The 15199-nt window shown below is 56.4% G+C and carries 19 protein-coding genes and 1 tRNA gene; 8 read left to right on the plus strand and 12 right to left on the minus strand.

Annotated features, from left to right (window positions below):
• The 6 genes from WBM93_RS12445 to efp all read right to left on the minus strand — a co-directional run.
• On the minus strand, nucleotides 1-844 hold an 844-nt coding region (locus WBM93_RS12445; RefSeq protein WP_424432186.1), incomplete at its 3' end, for an NADH-quinone oxidoreductase subunit D.
• Nucleotides 845-974: 130 nt separating this feature from the next.
• Complete coding sequence (locus WBM93_RS12450) at nucleotides 975-1757, minus strand: NADH-quinone oxidoreductase subunit C (RefSeq protein ID WP_424432187.1); 783 nt, start codon at nucleotides 1755-1757, stop codon at nucleotides 975-977.
• A 1-nt stretch (nucleotide 1758) separates the two neighbouring features.
• Nucleotides 1759-2274, minus strand: coding sequence for a NuoB/complex I 20 kDa subunit family protein (locus WBM93_RS12455; protein WP_424432203.1), 516 nt, complete (start codon nucleotides 2272-2274; stop codon nucleotides 1759-1761).
• A gap of 47 nt (nucleotides 2275-2321) precedes the next feature.
• Nucleotides 2322-2696: an NADH-quinone oxidoreductase subunit A gene (gene ndhC, locus WBM93_RS12460; protein WP_424432188.1), complete on the minus strand. Its 375-nt coding sequence runs from the start codon at nucleotides 2694-2696 to the stop codon at nucleotides 2322-2324.
• Nucleotides 2697-2800: 104 nt separating this feature from the next.
• Nucleotides 2801-3619, minus strand: a complete 819-nt coding sequence (locus WBM93_RS12465; RefSeq protein ID WP_424432189.1) for an inositol monophosphatase family protein — start codon at nucleotides 3617-3619, stop codon at nucleotides 2801-2803.
• Nucleotides 3620-3749: 130 nt separating this feature from the next.
• Nucleotides 3750-4313, minus strand: a complete 564-nt coding sequence (gene efp / locus WBM93_RS12470; protein ID WP_424432204.1) for an elongation factor P — start codon at nucleotides 4311-4313, stop codon at nucleotides 3750-3752.
• Nucleotides 4314-4465: 152 nt separating this feature from the next.
• Between efp and WBM93_RS12475 the strand changes: the two genes are divergently transcribed.
• Nucleotides 4466-4711, plus strand: coding sequence for a hypothetical protein (locus WBM93_RS12475; RefSeq protein ID WP_424432190.1), 246 nt, complete (start codon nucleotides 4466-4468; stop codon nucleotides 4709-4711).
• Between the two features lie 6 nt (nucleotides 4712-4717).
• Here the strand turns inward: WBM93_RS12475 and thiE are convergent, their stop codons facing one another.
• From thiE to tkt, 5 genes are read right to left on the minus strand one after another with little or no spacing between them, the layout of a single operon-like run.
• Nucleotides 4718-5350, minus strand: coding sequence for a thiamine phosphate synthase (gene thiE / locus WBM93_RS12480; RefSeq protein ID WP_424432191.1), 633 nt, complete (start codon nucleotides 5348-5350; stop codon nucleotides 4718-4720).
• 21 nt (nucleotides 5351-5371) lie between these two features.
• Nucleotides 5372-6259 carry a fructose bisphosphate aldolase gene (locus tag WBM93_RS12485; RefSeq protein ID WP_424432192.1) on the minus strand — a complete coding sequence of 296 codons (888 nt, stop codon included), beginning with the start codon at nucleotides 6257-6259 and terminating at the stop codon, nucleotides 5372-5374.
• 22 nt (nucleotides 6260-6281) lie between these two features.
• On the minus strand, nucleotides 6282-7478 hold the full coding sequence (locus tag WBM93_RS12490; RefSeq protein WP_424432193.1) for a phosphoglycerate kinase: 1197 nt from the start codon (nucleotides 7476-7478) through the stop codon (nucleotides 6282-6284).
• A gap of 19 nt (nucleotides 7479-7497) precedes the next feature.
• Complete coding sequence (gene gap, locus WBM93_RS12495; protein WP_424432194.1) at nucleotides 7498-8502, minus strand: type I glyceraldehyde-3-phosphate dehydrogenase; 1005 nt, start codon at nucleotides 8500-8502, stop codon at nucleotides 7498-7500.
• Nucleotides 8503-8540: 38 nt separating this feature from the next.
• The gene (gene tkt / locus WBM93_RS12500) at nucleotides 8541-10508 is read right to left on the minus strand and encodes a transketolase (RefSeq protein WP_424432195.1); all 1968 of its coding nucleotides are present in this window, start codon (nucleotides 10506-10508) and stop codon (nucleotides 8541-8543) included.
• A 200-nt stretch (nucleotides 10509-10708) separates the two neighbouring features.
• Here tkt and WBM93_RS12505 point away from each other — a divergent pair, with 200 nt between their 5' ends.
• The 4 genes from WBM93_RS12505 (at nucleotide 10709) to WBM93_RS12520 (ending at nucleotide 12312) form a co-directional block, all read left to right on the plus strand.
• Entirely contained in the window at nucleotides 10709-10897 is a 189-nt protein-coding gene (locus WBM93_RS12505) for a hypothetical protein (RefSeq protein ID WP_424432196.1), read from the plus strand.
• Between the two features lies 1 nt (nucleotide 10898).
• The gene (locus WBM93_RS12510) at nucleotides 10899-11222 is read left to right on the plus strand and encodes a cell division protein ZapA (protein WP_424432197.1); all 324 of its coding nucleotides are present in this window, start codon (nucleotides 10899-10901) and stop codon (nucleotides 11220-11222) included.
• 230 nt (nucleotides 11223-11452) lie between these two features.
• Nucleotides 11453-12019, plus strand: a complete 567-nt coding sequence (locus tag WBM93_RS12515; RefSeq protein ID WP_424432198.1) for a 5-formyltetrahydrofolate cyclo-ligase — start codon at nucleotides 11453-11455, stop codon at nucleotides 12017-12019.
• A 14-nt stretch (nucleotides 12020-12033) separates the two neighbouring features.
• The gene (locus tag WBM93_RS12520; protein ID WP_424432199.1) at nucleotides 12034-12312 is read left to right on the plus strand and encodes a DUF2842 domain-containing protein; all 279 of its coding nucleotides are present in this window, start codon (nucleotides 12034-12036) and stop codon (nucleotides 12310-12312) included.
• Here WBM93_RS12520 and WBM93_RS12525 read toward each other — a convergent pair.
• Nucleotides 12291-12367, minus strand: a tRNA-Asp gene (locus tag WBM93_RS12525). The two genes, WBM93_RS12520 and WBM93_RS12525, sit on opposite strands and share 22 nt — an antisense overlap.
• A 357-nt stretch (nucleotides 12368-12724) precedes the next feature.
• Between WBM93_RS12525 and WBM93_RS12530 the strand changes: the two genes are divergently transcribed.
• The 3 genes from WBM93_RS12530 to WBM93_RS12540 form a co-directional block, all read left to right on the plus strand.
• A complete protein-coding gene (locus tag WBM93_RS12530; protein ID WP_424432200.1) occupies nucleotides 12725-13765 on the plus strand; it encodes a hypothetical protein in 1041 nt (346 codons plus the stop codon).
• Between the two features lie 20 nt (nucleotides 13766-13785).
• Entirely contained in the window at nucleotides 13786-14250 is a 465-nt protein-coding gene (locus tag WBM93_RS12535) for a hypothetical protein (protein ID WP_424432201.1), read from the plus strand.
• 63 nt (nucleotides 14251-14313) lie between these two features.
• A partial coding sequence (locus WBM93_RS12540) for a hypothetical protein (protein WP_424432202.1) occupies nucleotides 14314-15199 on the plus strand: 886 nt, incomplete at its 3' end.

Consider the following 15199-nt stretch of genomic DNA (forward strand, 5'->3'; position numbering starts at 1 on the left):
CGACCCGGACCATGAACCGGTCATAGCAGTCGCCACGGGTGCCGACCGGAACGTCAAATTCCATCCGGTCATAGACATCATAAGGCTGCGACTTGCGCAGGTCCCAGGCAACACCGCTGCCGCGCAAAACCGGGCCGGAAAAGCCCCAGCGCACGGCATCGTCTTTCGAAACGGTCGCGATGTCGACATTGCGCTGCTTGAAGATGCGGTTGCCGACGACAAGGCTCATTGCGTCGTTGAACAGCGTCGGAAATTCATCCAGCCAGTCGGCCATATCGGTGAGCAGCTTGAGCGGCACATCCTGATGGACGCCGCCGGGCCGGAACCACGCGCTGTGCATCCGCGCGCCGCTGGCCCGTTCGAAAAATTCAAGGCATTGTTCGCGAATTTCAAACACCCAGATATTCGGGGTCATCGCGCCGACATCCATCACATGGGCGCCGATGTTGAGCATATGATTGCAGATCCGGGTCAGCTCGGCGAACAGCACCCGCAGATATTGACCGCGCAAGGGAACCTCGAGATCGAGCAATTTCTCGATCGCCAGCACATAGCTATGCTCCATCGCCAGCGGCGAGCAATAGTCGAGCCGGTCAAAATAGGGCAAGGCCTGCAAATAGGTCTTGTGCTCGATCAGTTTCTCGGTGCCGCGGTGGAGCAGCCCGATATGCGGATCGACCCGTTCGACCACTTCGCCGTCGAGCTCCATCACCATCCGCAGCACGCCGTGGGCGGCGGGATGCTGGGGGCCAAAGTTGATCGTGAAATTCTGGATTTCGAGATCGCCAACCGTCGGGTCGGTGTCGTCGGCGATATGGTCCATTTCGTCGAGATAGTCGCTCATCGAGAATACTCCCGAGCTTCGTCATGCTGAACTTGTTTCAGCATCCATCGATCCATCGAGAGGCCTGCTTCAAGACCAGCAATGGACCCTGAAACAAGTTCGGGGTGACGAGTGTTGAGAAAATCGCGCATCACTTGCCCTCGCCCTTCTTCTGCGTACCCGACTTGGTCCGTTTCGGTGCCGGCGTCTCGACATCGGCCTCGTCGCGTTTCGACGGCTTGGCCGCTTCCTTGTTGGCCTTATCACCCGCTCCGGTGTCGTCCTTGTCTTCAGTCGTTTTCGGGGTCGGCGGCGGCGCTTCGCCACCCACTTTCTCGTCACCCGGAAGGATATAGTCCGCGCCTTCCCATGGCGACATGAAATCGAAACTGCGGAAATCCTGGGCCAGTTTCACCGGCTCGTAGACTACGCGCTTCGCTTCTTCCGAATAGCGCATCTCGACATAGCCGGTCAGCGGGAAATCCTTGCGGAACGGGTGGCCCTGAAAACCATAGTCGGTCAGGATGCGGCGCAAATCAGTATTGCCGTCGAACAAATCGCCGTACATGTCGAACACTTCGCGCTCGAGCCAGCCTGCAACTTCCCAGATATGGGTGACGCTCGGCACTGGCGAGTCTTCATCGGTCGAGACCTTGACCCGGATACGGTGGTTCCTGGTCAGGCTGAGCAGATGATAGCAGACCTCGAACCGTTCCGGCCGGTCCGGATAATCGACGCCGGCGATTTCCACCAGTTGCTGATATTCATGCTTGTCGCGCAGCTTGTCCAGTACCGTGGCGAGCTTGCTGCGCTCGACGGTAAAGCTGATCTCGCCATAGGCCTCGACCGTGTCGAGCAAGGCCGCACCGATCGCCTTGCCAAGCTTGGCAGCAACGCCGGTGTTGCTGGAGATTGCGGGAGCGGAATGAGCCATCCTAGCGCTCAAACGTCCCGATGCGCCGGATCTTCCGCTGCAATTGCATCACGCCGTAGAGCAACGCCTCTGCGGTCGGCGGGCACCCGGGCACGTATATATCCACCGGCACGATCCGGTCACAACCGCGGACAACCGAATAGCTATAATGATAATAGCCGCCGCCGTTGGCGCAGCTGCCCATCGAGATCACATATTTCGGATCGGACATCTGGTCATAGACCTTGCGCAGCGCCGGGGCCATTTTGTTGCACAGCGTCCCGGCGACGATCATCACGTCCGACTGGCGCGGACTGGCGCGCGGTGCAGCACCAAAGCGTTCCATATCGTAGCGTGGCATATTGACATGGATCATCTCGACCGCGCAGCAAGCGAGACCGAAAGTCATCCACCAGAGCGAACCGGTCCGGGCCCATTGAAACAGTTCCTCGGTCGAGGTGACAAGAAAACCCTTGTCGTTCACTTCCGAATTCAGGTCCTTGAAAAACGCCTGGTCGGGATCGGTATTCGGACGCATCGGCGTGCCATCGGCGTTGAGAATTGCCGTCCCGCTGGTGTTAGCCTCTAATCCCACTCCAGCGCTCCCATTTTCCAGGCATATATATAACCGATGATCAATTCCGCCAAGAAGACCATCATCGTCGACCAGCCAACCCAGCCGGTCAGATCAAGCGACACCGCCCACGGGAACAGAAACGCCGCTTCGAGGTCAAAAATGATGAACAGGATCGCAACCAGATAGAATCGCACATCAAACTGGCTGCGAGAATCTTCAAAAGCGGGAAAACCGCATTCATATTCCGAGAGCTTTTCCGCGCTGGGATTATGGGTACCGGTCAGCCTTGAGACGCCCATCGGCAGAAACACGAAGGCGGTGGACAAGCCAAGGGCGACAAACAGGAACAACAAAATTGGTGCATATTCGGAAAGATCGACCACAATAGACTCGTTTCGCTAATATTGGGGCCGCTTTTAGGCAGTGGGTTCCGATGCTGCAAGGTCGAATTGCCTTAAATTTGCGGCGATTTGCGAGCCATTCGCACTTACAGCAGCGACTTTGCCAATATCCGGTGCAGCTTGCTGTGCAGCGCTTCGTTCGAAGCCAATATTTCTCCCTGACCGATCGGCTGGTCGCCGCCAGTATAGTCCGTGACAAATCCACCGGCTTCGCGAACCATCAAAATGCCCGCAGCCACGTCCCAGACTTTTAATCCGGCTTCCCAGAAACCGTCATAGCGGCCGGCCGCGAGCCAGGCGAGATCCAGCGCGGCCGAACCATTGCGCCGGATGCCGGCCACTTGCGGCGCGACTGCACCAAAAATTCGTGCCCATTCGCTGAGATCGCCGTGACCTTTGAACGGGATACCGGTGGCAATCAGTGATTCCGACAAGTCGCGCCGTGCCGACACGCGCAAGCGCTTCTCGCCGAGCCATGCGCCCTTGTCCATTTCCGCCCACCAGGTCTGGTCGTTGAGCGGTTCGTAGATCAGACCGCTGGTAATCTTGCCCCAGCCGCGGCCGTCGAGCGAAGGTTCCTGGACGGCGATCGAAATCGCAAAATGCGGAATGCCGTGGAGGAAGTTCGTCGTGCCGTCGAGTGGGTCGATGATCCAGCGTGGCTTGCCTTCCTCGCCCTCGATCATCCCGCCCTCTTCGAGCACAAAGCCCCAACCCGGACGGACCTTTAGAAGTTCGTCATAGAGAATCCGCTCGGCGCGCATATCGGCCTTGGAAACAAAATCGGCCGGACCCTTTTTGGAGACCTGGAGATGTTCCACTTCGCCAAAGTCCCGGCGCAGGCGCGAACCTGCCTTGCGCGCAGCGCGTTCCATAACGGTGATAAGGGCGGAATGTGCTGGCATTTTATTGTCTCCCCCCTCCCGTTTACGAAAGGGGCTGTGTGTGGGTCTATCTATTTTTCAAAGAGCGGGCGAACAGCTTGGTCATGCCCACCCCTGACCCCTTCCCCAAGCGGGAAGGGGAATAAAATTCTCAGGAAACCTTGCCAACATATTCGCGGGCATAGACATCGACTATTATCCGGGTCCCCGCCGAAATGAATGGGGGCACCATGACGCGCACGCCGTTGTCGAGAATGGCGGGCTTGTAGCTGGAAGAAGCTGTCTGGCCTTTTACCACTCCATCGGCCTCAACTATCTCTGCCTCGATATGGTCGGGCAGCTGAACGGAAAGCGGCTTTTCGTCGTAGAGTTCCAGCTGGACATCCATGCCATCCTGCAAAAACTCCACCGCATCGCCCAGCAAATCGGCAGGCAATGTGAGTTGCTCGTAATTTTCCTTGTCCATGAAGGTCAGCATGTCGCCATCGGCGAAGAGATATTGAAAGGTCTTGGTATCAAGCCGGACCTTCTCGACCGTGTCCGCGCTGCGGAACCGGACATTGGTCTTGCGGCCGTCGATGAGATTTTTCATCTCGACCTGCATATAGGCGCCGCCCTTGCCGGGCTGGGTATGCTGGATTTTGGCAACCTTCCACAAGCCACCTTCATATTCCAATATGTTGCCCGGACGGATATCCACACCGCTGATTTTCATCGCCTGTCTCGCTTGATAGATTTTTCGATTGAGCGGCGCTGTAATCTGCTGGCTGATAATAGGCAAGCCCGGTGACAAGGAAAGGCTCCGGGATTCCAGCACAGGTCTTTTTCATACAATACGAAGAATCTCCCTGCAGCTATAACCGAATCATGATGCAAAGAGAATCCATCCTGCCCCCGCGCAACGAGACAAATGCGGCACCGCGCAACGGAAATGTGCTGGCCGCGGGCCTGTTCGGCTATTCGATTTGTGACGGCCAGATGCGCTCGTTCAAGCCAACCGAAGGCTATTTGCGCGACATCGAACAGATGCCCAGTTTTGCGCCGCCCTCGGTGAACAATTTTGTCGCGCAATATCTGGCTTCGAATATCGGCAAAACAAAAAGCGCTTCCTGACCTAGCTCAGCTGTTTTCCAAAATCTGGTTGAAGCTGCGGACGGCGTGGGCCGGTCCTTCAGAGTCATTCCACACCGCACCACATACCGCTAGAAAGTCAGCGCCCGCTTCAACCAATGGCTGGCAGTTTTCCGGTGTGATCCCGCCAATCGCCACGCAAGGTATTTCCATCATCGCAGACCACCATTTGAGAATATCCAGTTCGGGCCGGTGATGCGTTTCCTTGGTGTCGGTCGCAAAAAACGCACCGAAAGCGACATAGTTTGCACCGCCCTCGCCCGCTTCCATCGCAAGATGGCGGCTGTCGTGACAGGTGATGCCAATCTGGACATCCATACCCAGTTCCGCGCGGGCATTCTTCAGATTCTCGTCGCTTTGCCCAAGATGCACGCCATCCGCGCCCAATTTTTTGGCCAGCGCGATATCATCGTTGACGATGAACGCAACGTCATGCTCGTCACAAAGCGCTTTCAGCGGCGCGGCAAGCTGGGCTGCTTCCTGCTGATCGATATCCTTCACCCGAAACTGGAACGCCGCGACCGGTCCCGCTTCCAGCGCTTCTTTCAGCTGCTGCGGAAAATCACCGCCGGTATCGAGCGGGGAGATAAGATAGAGCTGGCAGGATTGACTATTGCTCACTTCAACAACAACCCCCAATATCTATACAATCGAAGCCCGGTAGATTTTATCGATCGCGCTTCCGAGTACCGCGTCAAATTCCTCGTCGCTTTGCGAAACCCGCAAATCCTGAAGCAGTCCGCGGCTGAAGCTGGCGATCATGCCTTCATTCTTGGCCAGTCCCTCGCAAGCGTCATCGGTCGAGAAACCACCGGACAGCGCCACCAGACGGATCACCTTGGGATGGTCCGTCAGCGACTTGTAAAGATTGGGTTCTACCGGGATCGACAGTTTCAGCATCACCCGCTGATCATCCGCCAGGGCATCAAGCTGCTTGGTCAGTTCGCCGAACAAAATCCTGTCGCACTCTGCACGCTCGTCGCTCTTAATATTCACTTCCGGTTCGATGATCGGCACCAGTCCATGGCTCAATATCTGTTTGGCGAATGCGAATTGCTGCGCGACATTGGCAGCGATCCCGGCAGCATTGGCCTTGTTGATGACCGAACGCATCTTGGTGCCAAACATGTTTTTGGCGACTGCGTTTTTGCACTGTTCGTCGAGATCCGGAATCGGCTTCATCAGCTGGACGCCGTTTTCTTCGTCCGCCAGCCCCTTGTCGACTTTCAGGAAGGGCACGACACCCCTGTCCCACAGCGCCTCCGGTACGGGCTTGCCATCCGCTTCGCCGTTCATGGTTTTCTCGAACAGGATTGCTCCGATCACCTTGCCGCTGCCAAAGCTTGGCGCAGTGATGATGCGACTGCGCATTTTGTGGATCAGCCCGAACATATCGTCGTCGTTTGAAAACGCATCTTCGCCAATGCCATAGCCGGCCAGTGCTTTTGGCGTCGAGCCACCGCTCTGGTCCAGCGCGGCGATAAAGCCCTCACCGTTTTCGATTTTGTTCAACATTTCGCTATTCGCCATTTTTTTGATTCCCAGTATATTTTTAATCGGACTGTTTCAGAGCTTCGACGCCGGGCAAGACCTTGCCTTCCATCCATTCGAGAAAAGCGCCACCGGCAGTCGACACAAAGCTGAAATCGTCAGCAACGCCCGCCTGATTGAGCGCGGCCACTGTATCGCCGCCGCCTGCGACCGAGAGCAGCTGCCCTTCTTTTGTCAAGGCCGCCGCGGTTCTCGCCAGCGCGACCGTTGCGACATCGAATGGCGGGGTTTCAAACGCACCGAGCGGGCCATTCCAGACCAGGGTTTTGCAAGTTTTCAGCACGTCGGACAATGCCTCGACCGCAGCCGGTCCGATATCAAGGATCATTTCGTCCGGTTCAACCTCGTGAACATTGACGGTACGGGTTGGCGGATTGGCTCTGAATTCCTTGGCCACCACGACATCATAGGGCAGGTGAACCGTGCAACCGGCCTTGTCTGCGGCTGCCAATATTTCGTTGGCGATATCCGCCAGATCATGTTCGCACAGCGATTTGCCGACATTCACGCCGCGCGCCGCCAGAAATGTATTGGCCATGCCACCGCCGATGATCAGATGATCAACTTGCTCGACCATTTGCCGCAAGACATCGAGCTTGCTGGAAACCTTCGCGCCACCGACAACCGCTGCGACAGGATGTTCGGGGTTACCCAGCGCCTTGTCGAGCGCGGTCAGCTCCCGTTCCATCGAGCGACCGGCATAAGAAGGCAGATGGTGCGCGAGCCCCTCGGTTGTTACATGGGCGCGATGCGCCGCCGAGAACGCGTCATTGACAAAGAAATCACCGAACGACGCGATCATCTTGGCCATGCCGGGATCATTTTGCTCTTCACCTGCCGCAAAACGGCTGTTTTCGACCACCGTGATGCTGCCGTCCGGCAATGCGGCGATGGCGTCATGATCCGGGCGCGGCATGAAGCCTACATCCCGGCCTAGCACCGCTGCCAAAGGCGCGACCACCGGTTCGAGGGAATATTCCGGCTTATACTCGCCTTTGGGACGACCGAAATGAGCGAGCAGCAGCAGTTTTGCGCCCTTGTCCGCCAGTTCGGTGACCGTCGGCAATAAAGCTTTCAGCCGGGTATCATCGGTAACCTTGCCGTCTGCCATCGGGACATTCAGGTCGACGCGGATCAGACCGCGCTTCCCTTGAACATCACCGATATCATCCAGCGTTTTAAAGTTGTTGGAAGACATTGCTCAGAGCCTTTATGCGTTAGATCAAACCGGCCATCACCTTGGCGGTATCGATCATGCGGTTGGAGAAGCCCCATTCATTGTCATACCAGCTGACCACGCGGACAAGCTTGCCGTCCATTACCGTCGTTTCCAGACTGTCGACCGAACTGCTGGCGGGCTGATGGTTGAAATCGCTGGAAACCAGCGGTTTGTCTTCAAACACCAATACGCCCTTCATCGGGCCGTCTGCCGCAGCTTTGAGCGCTCCGTTGATCTCCTCGACGCTGGTATCGCGGCCCGGCGTAAACACAAGATCGACCAGGCTGACATTTGGCGTCGGCACGCGGATCGACGAGCCGTCGAGCTTGCCGTTCAGTTCCGGCAGAACCAGACCAACGGCCCGGGCTGCACCAGTGGTTGTAGGGATCATGTTGACCGCGCCGGCGCGCGCGCGGCGCATGTCGCTGTGGATCTGGTCGAGCATCCGCTGGTCGTTGGTATAGCTGTGAATGGTGGTCATGAACCCGCGTTCGATGCCGACGGTATCGTTGAGCACCTTGGCGACCGGAGCCAGGCAGTTTGTAGTACAAGATGCATTGGAAACAATGACATCCGATGACGTCAGGACGTCGTGATTGACTCCGAAAACAACCGTTTTCAGATCACCCTTTGCCGGCGCCGAGATCAATACGCGTTTCGCGCCGGCATCGATATGCGGCTGCGCCGCATCCTTGGACTGGAAGAAGCCGGTGCATTCGAGCACGATATCAATACCCATTGCAGCATGCGGCAGATCGCCGGGATTGCGTTCGGAGGTTACGGCAATCTTCTTGCCGTTGACCATGATGTGATCGCCATGGGCGGTCACTTCGCCGGGGAAGCGGCCGTGGACGCTGTCATAGGCGAAAAGCAACGCATTGGCGTCCGCATCGGCAAGATCGTTGATCGCGACCAGTTCAAGGCCATCGTCATCACGTTCCAGAATCGCGCGGGCGACAAGACGACCGATCCGGCCAAATCCGTTAATTGCTACTTTCGTCATCTATTTTGCTCCTTTGAATTCAAACCTACTGGCGAAGTTTAGCCAATTTTCTTTAGTATCTGCGGGGTGATCGCATCCACGGTCAAGCCGAAATGCGCGAAGAGATCGTCAATCGGAGCCGACGCCCCGAAACTGTCTATCCCGAACCGCAGCCCGTTCAGGCCGGTATAGCGTTCCCAACCGAAAGTCGTTCCGGCTTCGATCGAGACCCGCAATATTGCGTCGCCGCCGAGCAATTCATTGCGATAGTCATCGCTTTGCCCGTCAAATAATTCGGCGCAGGGCATCGATACCACATCAGCGCCCACACCCGCAGCCTCCAGCTTGGCAGCGACATCCATCGCCAGCGACACTTCAGAGCCCGTGGCAACTAGCACGACGCGTTTTTCGCTTTCCGCCGCTTTCAGGCGATAAGCGCCTTTTTCACAGAGGTTTGTGCTGACGTCACTGCGCAACGGCGGAAGGCCCTGGCGGGTCAGAGCAAGCGTCGAGGGACCATCCGACCGCTTGATTGCCAGTGCCCAGCACTCGGCTGTTTCGATCGCGTCTGCAGGCCGGTAGACGTGCATGTTCGGCATCAGGCGCAAGCTTTGGATATGTTCGATTGGCTGGTGGGTCGGACCATCCTCGCCCAGACCGATGCTGTCATGGGTCATGACATAGATGGCCCGCGCGTTCTGGATCGCCGAAAGCCGCATCGCACCGCGGCAATAATCGGTAAACACCAGAAATGTACCGCCATAGGGGATGATCCCGCCGTGCAGAGCCATACCGTTCATCGCCGCTGCCATGCCGAATTCGCGGATACCGTAATAGATATAGCGGCCAGAATAATCATCTTTTGTCAAAGGCTTGGTGGAAGGAGTTTTGGTATTGTTTGAACCTGTCAGATCCGCGCTGCCGCCGATCATCTCTGGCAGGACTGCGGTGATCGCACCCAGAGCCATTTCGGAAGCCTTGCGCGTCGCCCATTTCGGTGGATCTTTCGCCAGACCCGCGAGATAGTCTTGCATCGCACCGTCGTCGGGCAGATCGCCCGCCATGCGCCGCTGGAACTCGCCTGCCTGCGCGTGGCCGCTCAACCGGCCTTCCCAATCGGCACGAACAGCGGCGCCTTTAGCGCCCAGTTGCCGCCACGACGTCAAGATATCTTCCGGAATAATAAAGGGTTTATGTTCCCAGCCCAAGGCGACGCGGGTTCCGGCGATTTCTTCATCGCCAAGCGGAGCGCCATGGGTTGCGGCGGTGCCCTGCTTGGTCGGGGCGCCAAAACCGATGATCGTCTTGCACGCGATCAGCGAAGGCCGGGGATCAGCTTCCGCCTCGCTTAAAGCCTTGCGGATGTCGTCAAAATCATGGCCATCGCAGGAAACAACATGCCAGCCGGATGCGCGATAGCGCGCCGGAATATCTTCACTTGTCGATAAATCTGTTTTACCATCGATAGTTATACCATTATTATCCCAAAGGACATTAAGTCTGCCCAAGCCCAAATGGCCCGCCAGACCGACCGCTTCATGGTTGATCCCTTCCATCAGGCAACCGTCACCGGCAACCACCCAGGTTTTGTGATCCACCAGATCATCGCCGAACACCGCGTTCAGATGCCGCTCGGCAACCGCCATGCCCACCGCGGTCGCGAAGCCCTGCCCCAGCGGACCGGTCGTCGTTTCCACGCCTTCCAGCTTGAAATTTTCAGGATGCCCGGCGCAGGGTGAGCTCAGTTGACGAAAATCCTTGATATCCTGCAGCGTCGGTCGCGCATATCCGGTCAGATGGAGCAGTGAATAGATCAGCATCGAGCCATGGCCTGCGGACAATACGAACCGGTCACGGTCCGCCCATTTTGGCGCTTGCGGATCGTATTTCAGGAAATCGCTAAACAGCACGGTGGCGACATCAGCCATGCCCATCGGCATCCCGGGATGACCGCTGTTCGCCGCTTGAACCGCATCCATGGCAAGCGCTCTTATGGCGTTTGCCATGTTTTGTTCGGTAACGGTCATCGCTGTTATTGTCCCCCGGATTGGCGAGTGTGAGAGTGCAGCAATATGCTGCGATTCGCTATTTTGCCTCCTCCTTTGATGATCCAGCAAGGCGGCGTCAAGGACCGCTTTTCCCGATCTTGTGTTTACGGCGACGGAATAGATTGATAGCAAGGAAAGACAGAAACTCACCTGTTGGAAGCAAGCTATGGAAAATGCTCATGGACAATGAACCAGTCATCCTGGCCATAGGCCGGATTGAACGCGCGTTGAGCCGCATTGAAACGGCCAAAAGCGCGGCGAAGGGAGATATTGATCCGGAACTGGCGGCGCGTCACGAAGCGCTGAAATCGGAAATGAAACAGGCCATCCATACGATAGACGGCCTGATCGAGCGACGGGAACACTGACATGGCACAGATGAAACTGGAAATCGGCGGCCGTTCGTTCATGGTAACCTGTCAGGACGGTGAGGAATCTCATCTGACCAAATTGGCCAAGATGGTTGACGGGAAAACCCGCGAATCCGGGGATCCGACCGGACTGACCGAAAGCCGGATGCTGCTATTTGCATCATTGCTACTCGCGGATGATCTGCACAGCGCACAATCCGCTCCTGCCCAACCGGCCGGGGATGGTGGCCCCGCGCTGCGGGACCCGATAGACAACCAGGTGGTTGCCGCGCTGGAAAAACTGGCAGATCGCGCCGAGCAACTGGCAAATAGCCTTGAGTAACTCCCCTATCACGCCTAGATAAGATCTGACGGGTACTGTCTGGCACGAGCTTGATACGAACATCCCTGAGGCGATATAACTTCCTAGGGAGCTGTCCCTGCCCGGATTGCGGACTGTTTTGCAGTCGGGTCCGATGCATATGGCGCCCACCTGACGTAATAGGCGTCAGAGGATTTTCCGGCAAACGACCAAGATGGTCCCGTCACTTTTTTGCAAAGAAAGCATATCTTTTGAGTAGCTTAAAAGAGAAAAAGAAGAAGCTACGCGAAGAGTATAAAAGGCGCCGCGATGCATTTGTCGGCCAGCTGGATACCGCAAGCCGCAATCTGTCTTTCCGCCGACCTCCCTCACCCTTGTCCCGTCTGATCAAGCAGGATCAAACCGTCGCGATCTATCGAAGCGTCGGTTCCGAAGCACCCACTACGCGCCTGATCGAATATCTAACAGAAATCGGTGCCAGCATAGCATTGCCGCGCGTTACAGAGGATGGCCATCTCGATTTCCGGCTGGTGTCAGGCGCGGATATTCTGGTAACCGGGTTCAGGAATATCCCCGAACCTGACGAAAGCTGTGCATTGGCAGACCCGGACATGATCATCGCCCCTCTCGTGGCCTTCGACCGGTCCTTGCGGAGACTGGGTCAGGGCGGAGGACATTATGACCGGAGCTTTGGAAAACATCCCGATGTTCCTCGTATCGGCCTCGCCTGGTCGGTTCAGGAAGCAGATGAAATTCCGACCGAACCACATGATGTGACTCTGCATATGATCGTGACGGAATGTGAAATAATCGAATGACTTAGGATGACGTCATGACAGCAAAAACTGATAAGAATACACAAAATCAGCCGAGCTGGCGCAAGCCGGTCGGGATGATTTTGATGTTGTTGCTGATCCTGCTGTGGTCCGGCATCGCCGTGACCCTGATAGACCAGATTAGCGGGCTCAATTTCTGGCTGCAATTGCCGGCCTATGTGATTCTGGGGATTGGATGGATTTTCCCGATCCGCCCCTTGTTGACCTGGATGAATACGGGATCTTTGCGTCATCTCCCTGAAAACAAGGGAAATGGCGCGAGTGACGAGACTTGAACTCGCGACCTCCGGCGTGACAGGCCGGCGCTCTAACCAACTGAGCTACACCCGCATATGCGCCTGCAATGGCGGTGAAGCAGCGCAAGTATAAGAGCACTGCATCCCTGTCAACTACACTCTTTCGAATATCCAACATATTTCGGAGGATGGCTCACCAGAGCCGCATTCCCGGCCCTTACATATCATGCCGGCAGCCACGGCTTCGAAAAATCGCAAACATCGCGATTGGTCGCAATTAATACCCTTAGTTACACTTTGTTACGGTTAACACGGAGTAAAGCAACGCGAAACGACTGCTTAATTAACTAAATTCATCGCCAGTTTTCCGCCGGTTTTGACGGTCTGAAACTCATGACGTCATTTAGCGCCTGTTTACGAAATATTTTCCTTTATTGGTCATACAGACCGCATGAACTGTATCGAAAAACAGACTTGCGAACGTCCTGCGTATCCGCTTGCCAAACATTCCATTCGCCGACAGCTGTCGTTTGCGGTTGGTGCTGCTGCCCTCTTTCTGGCGCCAACATCTGCCCATGCGGCGGGGACGGTTGCCGGAACCGATATCGTCAATGTCGCGCAAGCCACCTTTGACGGGCCGCCGGGCGACCCCCCCGTCACCATCGATTCAAATATCGTGACGATCAAAGTGGATGAGTTGCTCGACGTCACAGTTGTTTCCAGCGACCCGGGCGACGTGGCCACTTCACCAGGATCGACCGCGCAGGTAACCACCTATCAAGTGACCAATACCGGAAACGGTTCCGAGGCGTTCACTTTATCCGCGGATACCGCGAAGCCCGGCGATGAATTTGACACCACATTTGAACAAATCATTCTCGATACCAATGGCAACGGGGTTTACGATCCCGGAGTCGACACCATTTACACGCCCGGCACCAATGATCCGGTACTTGCGCCGGATGAAAGCATCACGGTTTTCATCCTTTCCACCATTCCGGCCTCTGCCAATGACGGGGATCGCGCCGAAATTGAGCTTGCTGCAGTCGCCAATACCGGCAGCGGCACACCGGGTGACATATTTGCCGGACAGGGCGATGGCGGTGGTGATGCTGTTGTCGGCTCAACCGGCGCGAATGATGAAGATAGCGGCTTTTTTGTTGTGCAGACTGCCGAAATCACGCTGGTAAAAAGCGCCACGATCGTCGATCCGTTCGGCGGAGCAACCGCTGTACCCGGCTCGGTCATTTTCTATCAACTGGTCGCAACCACGACCGGTACCGGCAACCTGGCCAATCTGGCGATCACCGACGATATCCCCGCCGATACGACATATAATGCCGAAACCATCACGCTGGAAGGCGCGCCACTGTCCGATTCTGCGAGCGACGCCGACGCCGGTTCCTTCGACGGCAGTTCGATCGCCGTGGCCCTGGGCACGGTTCCGGGCGGGCAAACACGCACCATCACCTTTCAAGTAACAATCGACTGATAATAACCGGGGATCGCAACATGTTAAAAAGATTTTTCATCGCAATAGCACTGATGTTACCGGGCACCGCCATGGCGGCCAACAGTGTCAGCCTGTCGAGCGACGTCTTTGTCGAACGCAAGGTGGCAAAGCCGAACGGCACCACCGCAGTGGTTCTCGAACAGCCCACAACAGTCATTCCGGGCGACAATCTTGTGTTCGTCGTCAACTACAAGAATGTCGGCAGCACGCCGGCTTCCGATTTCTCTGTCACCAACCCGCTCCCGAAAGCGGTGGCGTTCAATGGAACGTCTGATGGCACCGAAATTGTCTCCGTAGACGGAGGCAAGACCTGGGGACCGCTTTCGGCCCTCACCTATCCGGGCGAGAAAGGCGAAGTTCGTCCCGCTCTGATGACCGATGTGACGCACGTAAAATGGAAATTCAACCGCTCTCTTTCCGCAGGTTCGGGAGGAAAGCTAGTTTTTCGAGGCACTGTAAAGTGATCGCGACCGTACCGGATTGCCGCGGGGGTAGGGCAATCCATTTAATTGAAACAGGAGACAGTTATGACCAGTAAACTGAGACTTCTCGTGGCCACAAGTGCCTTTTCTATGGCTGTGCTGGGTGTAAACCCGGCATTTGCCGCAGATTTGGGTACTGATGCGGGCACGAGCATTACCAATAATGTGAGCGTTGCGTTCAACGTTGGGGGAACACCCCAGACCGCAGAAGTCGACAGCGACACATTCGTCGTCGATAGAGAGGTCAACCTTGTAATCACAAAAAGCGACGGCGTGAACACAACCGTTGCTCCTGGCTCAACAAACCAGGCCGTGACTTACACAGTCAGCAACCAGACCAATGACACGATCGACGTGTTGCTGACTTCTGAACAGCTCGGCGGAGACGATTTCAACGTCACCGGCACCGTCACCTATTATCTTGATGATGGCGACGGCGTATTTGATGCCGGCGACACCTTGATCACATCGGTCAACAATTTGGCGGAAGATGTAACCGTTACGGTTCATGCGGTTGCCAATATCCCGGGTGGTGTTGTAACCGGCGATACCGCTGACCTTGTGTTGATCGGTCAGGCTGCCGATTCAGTCACCGGCGTCGCATTTGTCGACAACTCCGGTGATGCGGATGATGCAGCGGTTGTCCAGAACGTCTTCGCAGACGGTGCTGGTACCGGCACCGGTGACGGCGCAGGCGACGGTTATCACAGCGATACCGACACCTACGAAGTCGCTGGAGCGGACATTTCGGTGTTCAAATCGAGCCGCGTGGTTAGCGATCCCGTTAATGGAGCGACCAATCCCAAGGCGATACCCGGTGCGGTTGTCGAATATTGTATTTCGGTAGCCAACGGAGCCGGTTCGGCATCTGCAACTGGCGTAACCATTACGGATACGCTGCCAGCCGATGTAGGTGGCAACGGCATCACCT

Source organism: Parasphingorhabdus sp. (assembly GCF_049667325.1).
Lineage (GTDB): Bacteria > Pseudomonadota > Alphaproteobacteria > Sphingomonadales > Sphingomonadaceae > Parasphingorhabdus.

Excerpts from the sequence above, each read along its gene's own strand:
- WBM93_RS12450 (WP_424432187.1), bottom strand. The coding sequence starts at position 1,757 with ATGGCTCATTCCGCTCCCGCAATCTCCAGCAACACCGGCGTTGCTGCC.
- WBM93_RS12455 (WP_424432203.1), bottom strand. The coding sequence starts at position 2,274 with ATGCGTCCGAATACCGATCCCGACCAGGCGTTTTTCAAGGACCTGAAT.
- WBM93_RS12465 (WP_424432189.1), bottom strand. The coding sequence starts at position 3,619 with ATGCCAGCACATTCCGCCCTTATCACCGTTATGGAACGCGCTGCGCGC.
- efp (WP_424432204.1), bottom strand. The coding sequence starts at position 4,313 with ATGAAAATCAGCGGTGTGGATATCCGTCCGGGCAACATATTGGAATAT.
- WBM93_RS12475 (WP_424432190.1), top strand. The coding sequence starts at position 4,466 with ATGATGCAAAGAGAATCCATCCTGCCCCCGCGCAACGAGACAAATGCG.
- WBM93_RS12485 (WP_424432192.1), bottom strand. The coding sequence starts at position 6,259 with ATGGCGAATAGCGAAATGTTGAACAAAATCGAAAACGGTGAGGGCTTT.
- WBM93_RS12490 (WP_424432193.1), bottom strand. The coding sequence starts at position 7,478 with ATGTCTTCCAACAACTTTAAAACGCTGGATGATATCGGTGATGTTCAA.
- gap (WP_424432194.1), bottom strand. The coding sequence starts at position 8,502 with ATGACGAAAGTAGCAATTAACGGATTTGGCCGGATCGGTCGTCTTGTC.
- tkt (WP_424432195.1), bottom strand. The coding sequence starts at position 10,508 with ATGACCGTTACCGAACAAAACATGGCAAACGCCATAAGAGCGCTTGCC.
- WBM93_RS12505 (WP_424432196.1), top strand. The coding sequence starts at position 10,709 with ATGGACAATGAACCAGTCATCCTGGCCATAGGCCGGATTGAACGCGCG.
- WBM93_RS12510 (WP_424432197.1), top strand. The coding sequence starts at position 10,899 with ATGGCACAGATGAAACTGGAAATCGGCGGCCGTTCGTTCATGGTAACC.
- WBM93_RS12520 (WP_424432199.1), top strand. The coding sequence starts at position 12,034 with ATGACAGCAAAAACTGATAAGAATACACAAAATCAGCCGAGCTGGCGC.
- WBM93_RS12530 (WP_424432200.1), top strand. The coding sequence starts at position 12,725 with ATGAACTGTATCGAAAAACAGACTTGCGAACGTCCTGCGTATCCGCTT.
- WBM93_RS12535 (WP_424432201.1), top strand. The coding sequence starts at position 13,786 with ATGTTAAAAAGATTTTTCATCGCAATAGCACTGATGTTACCGGGCACC.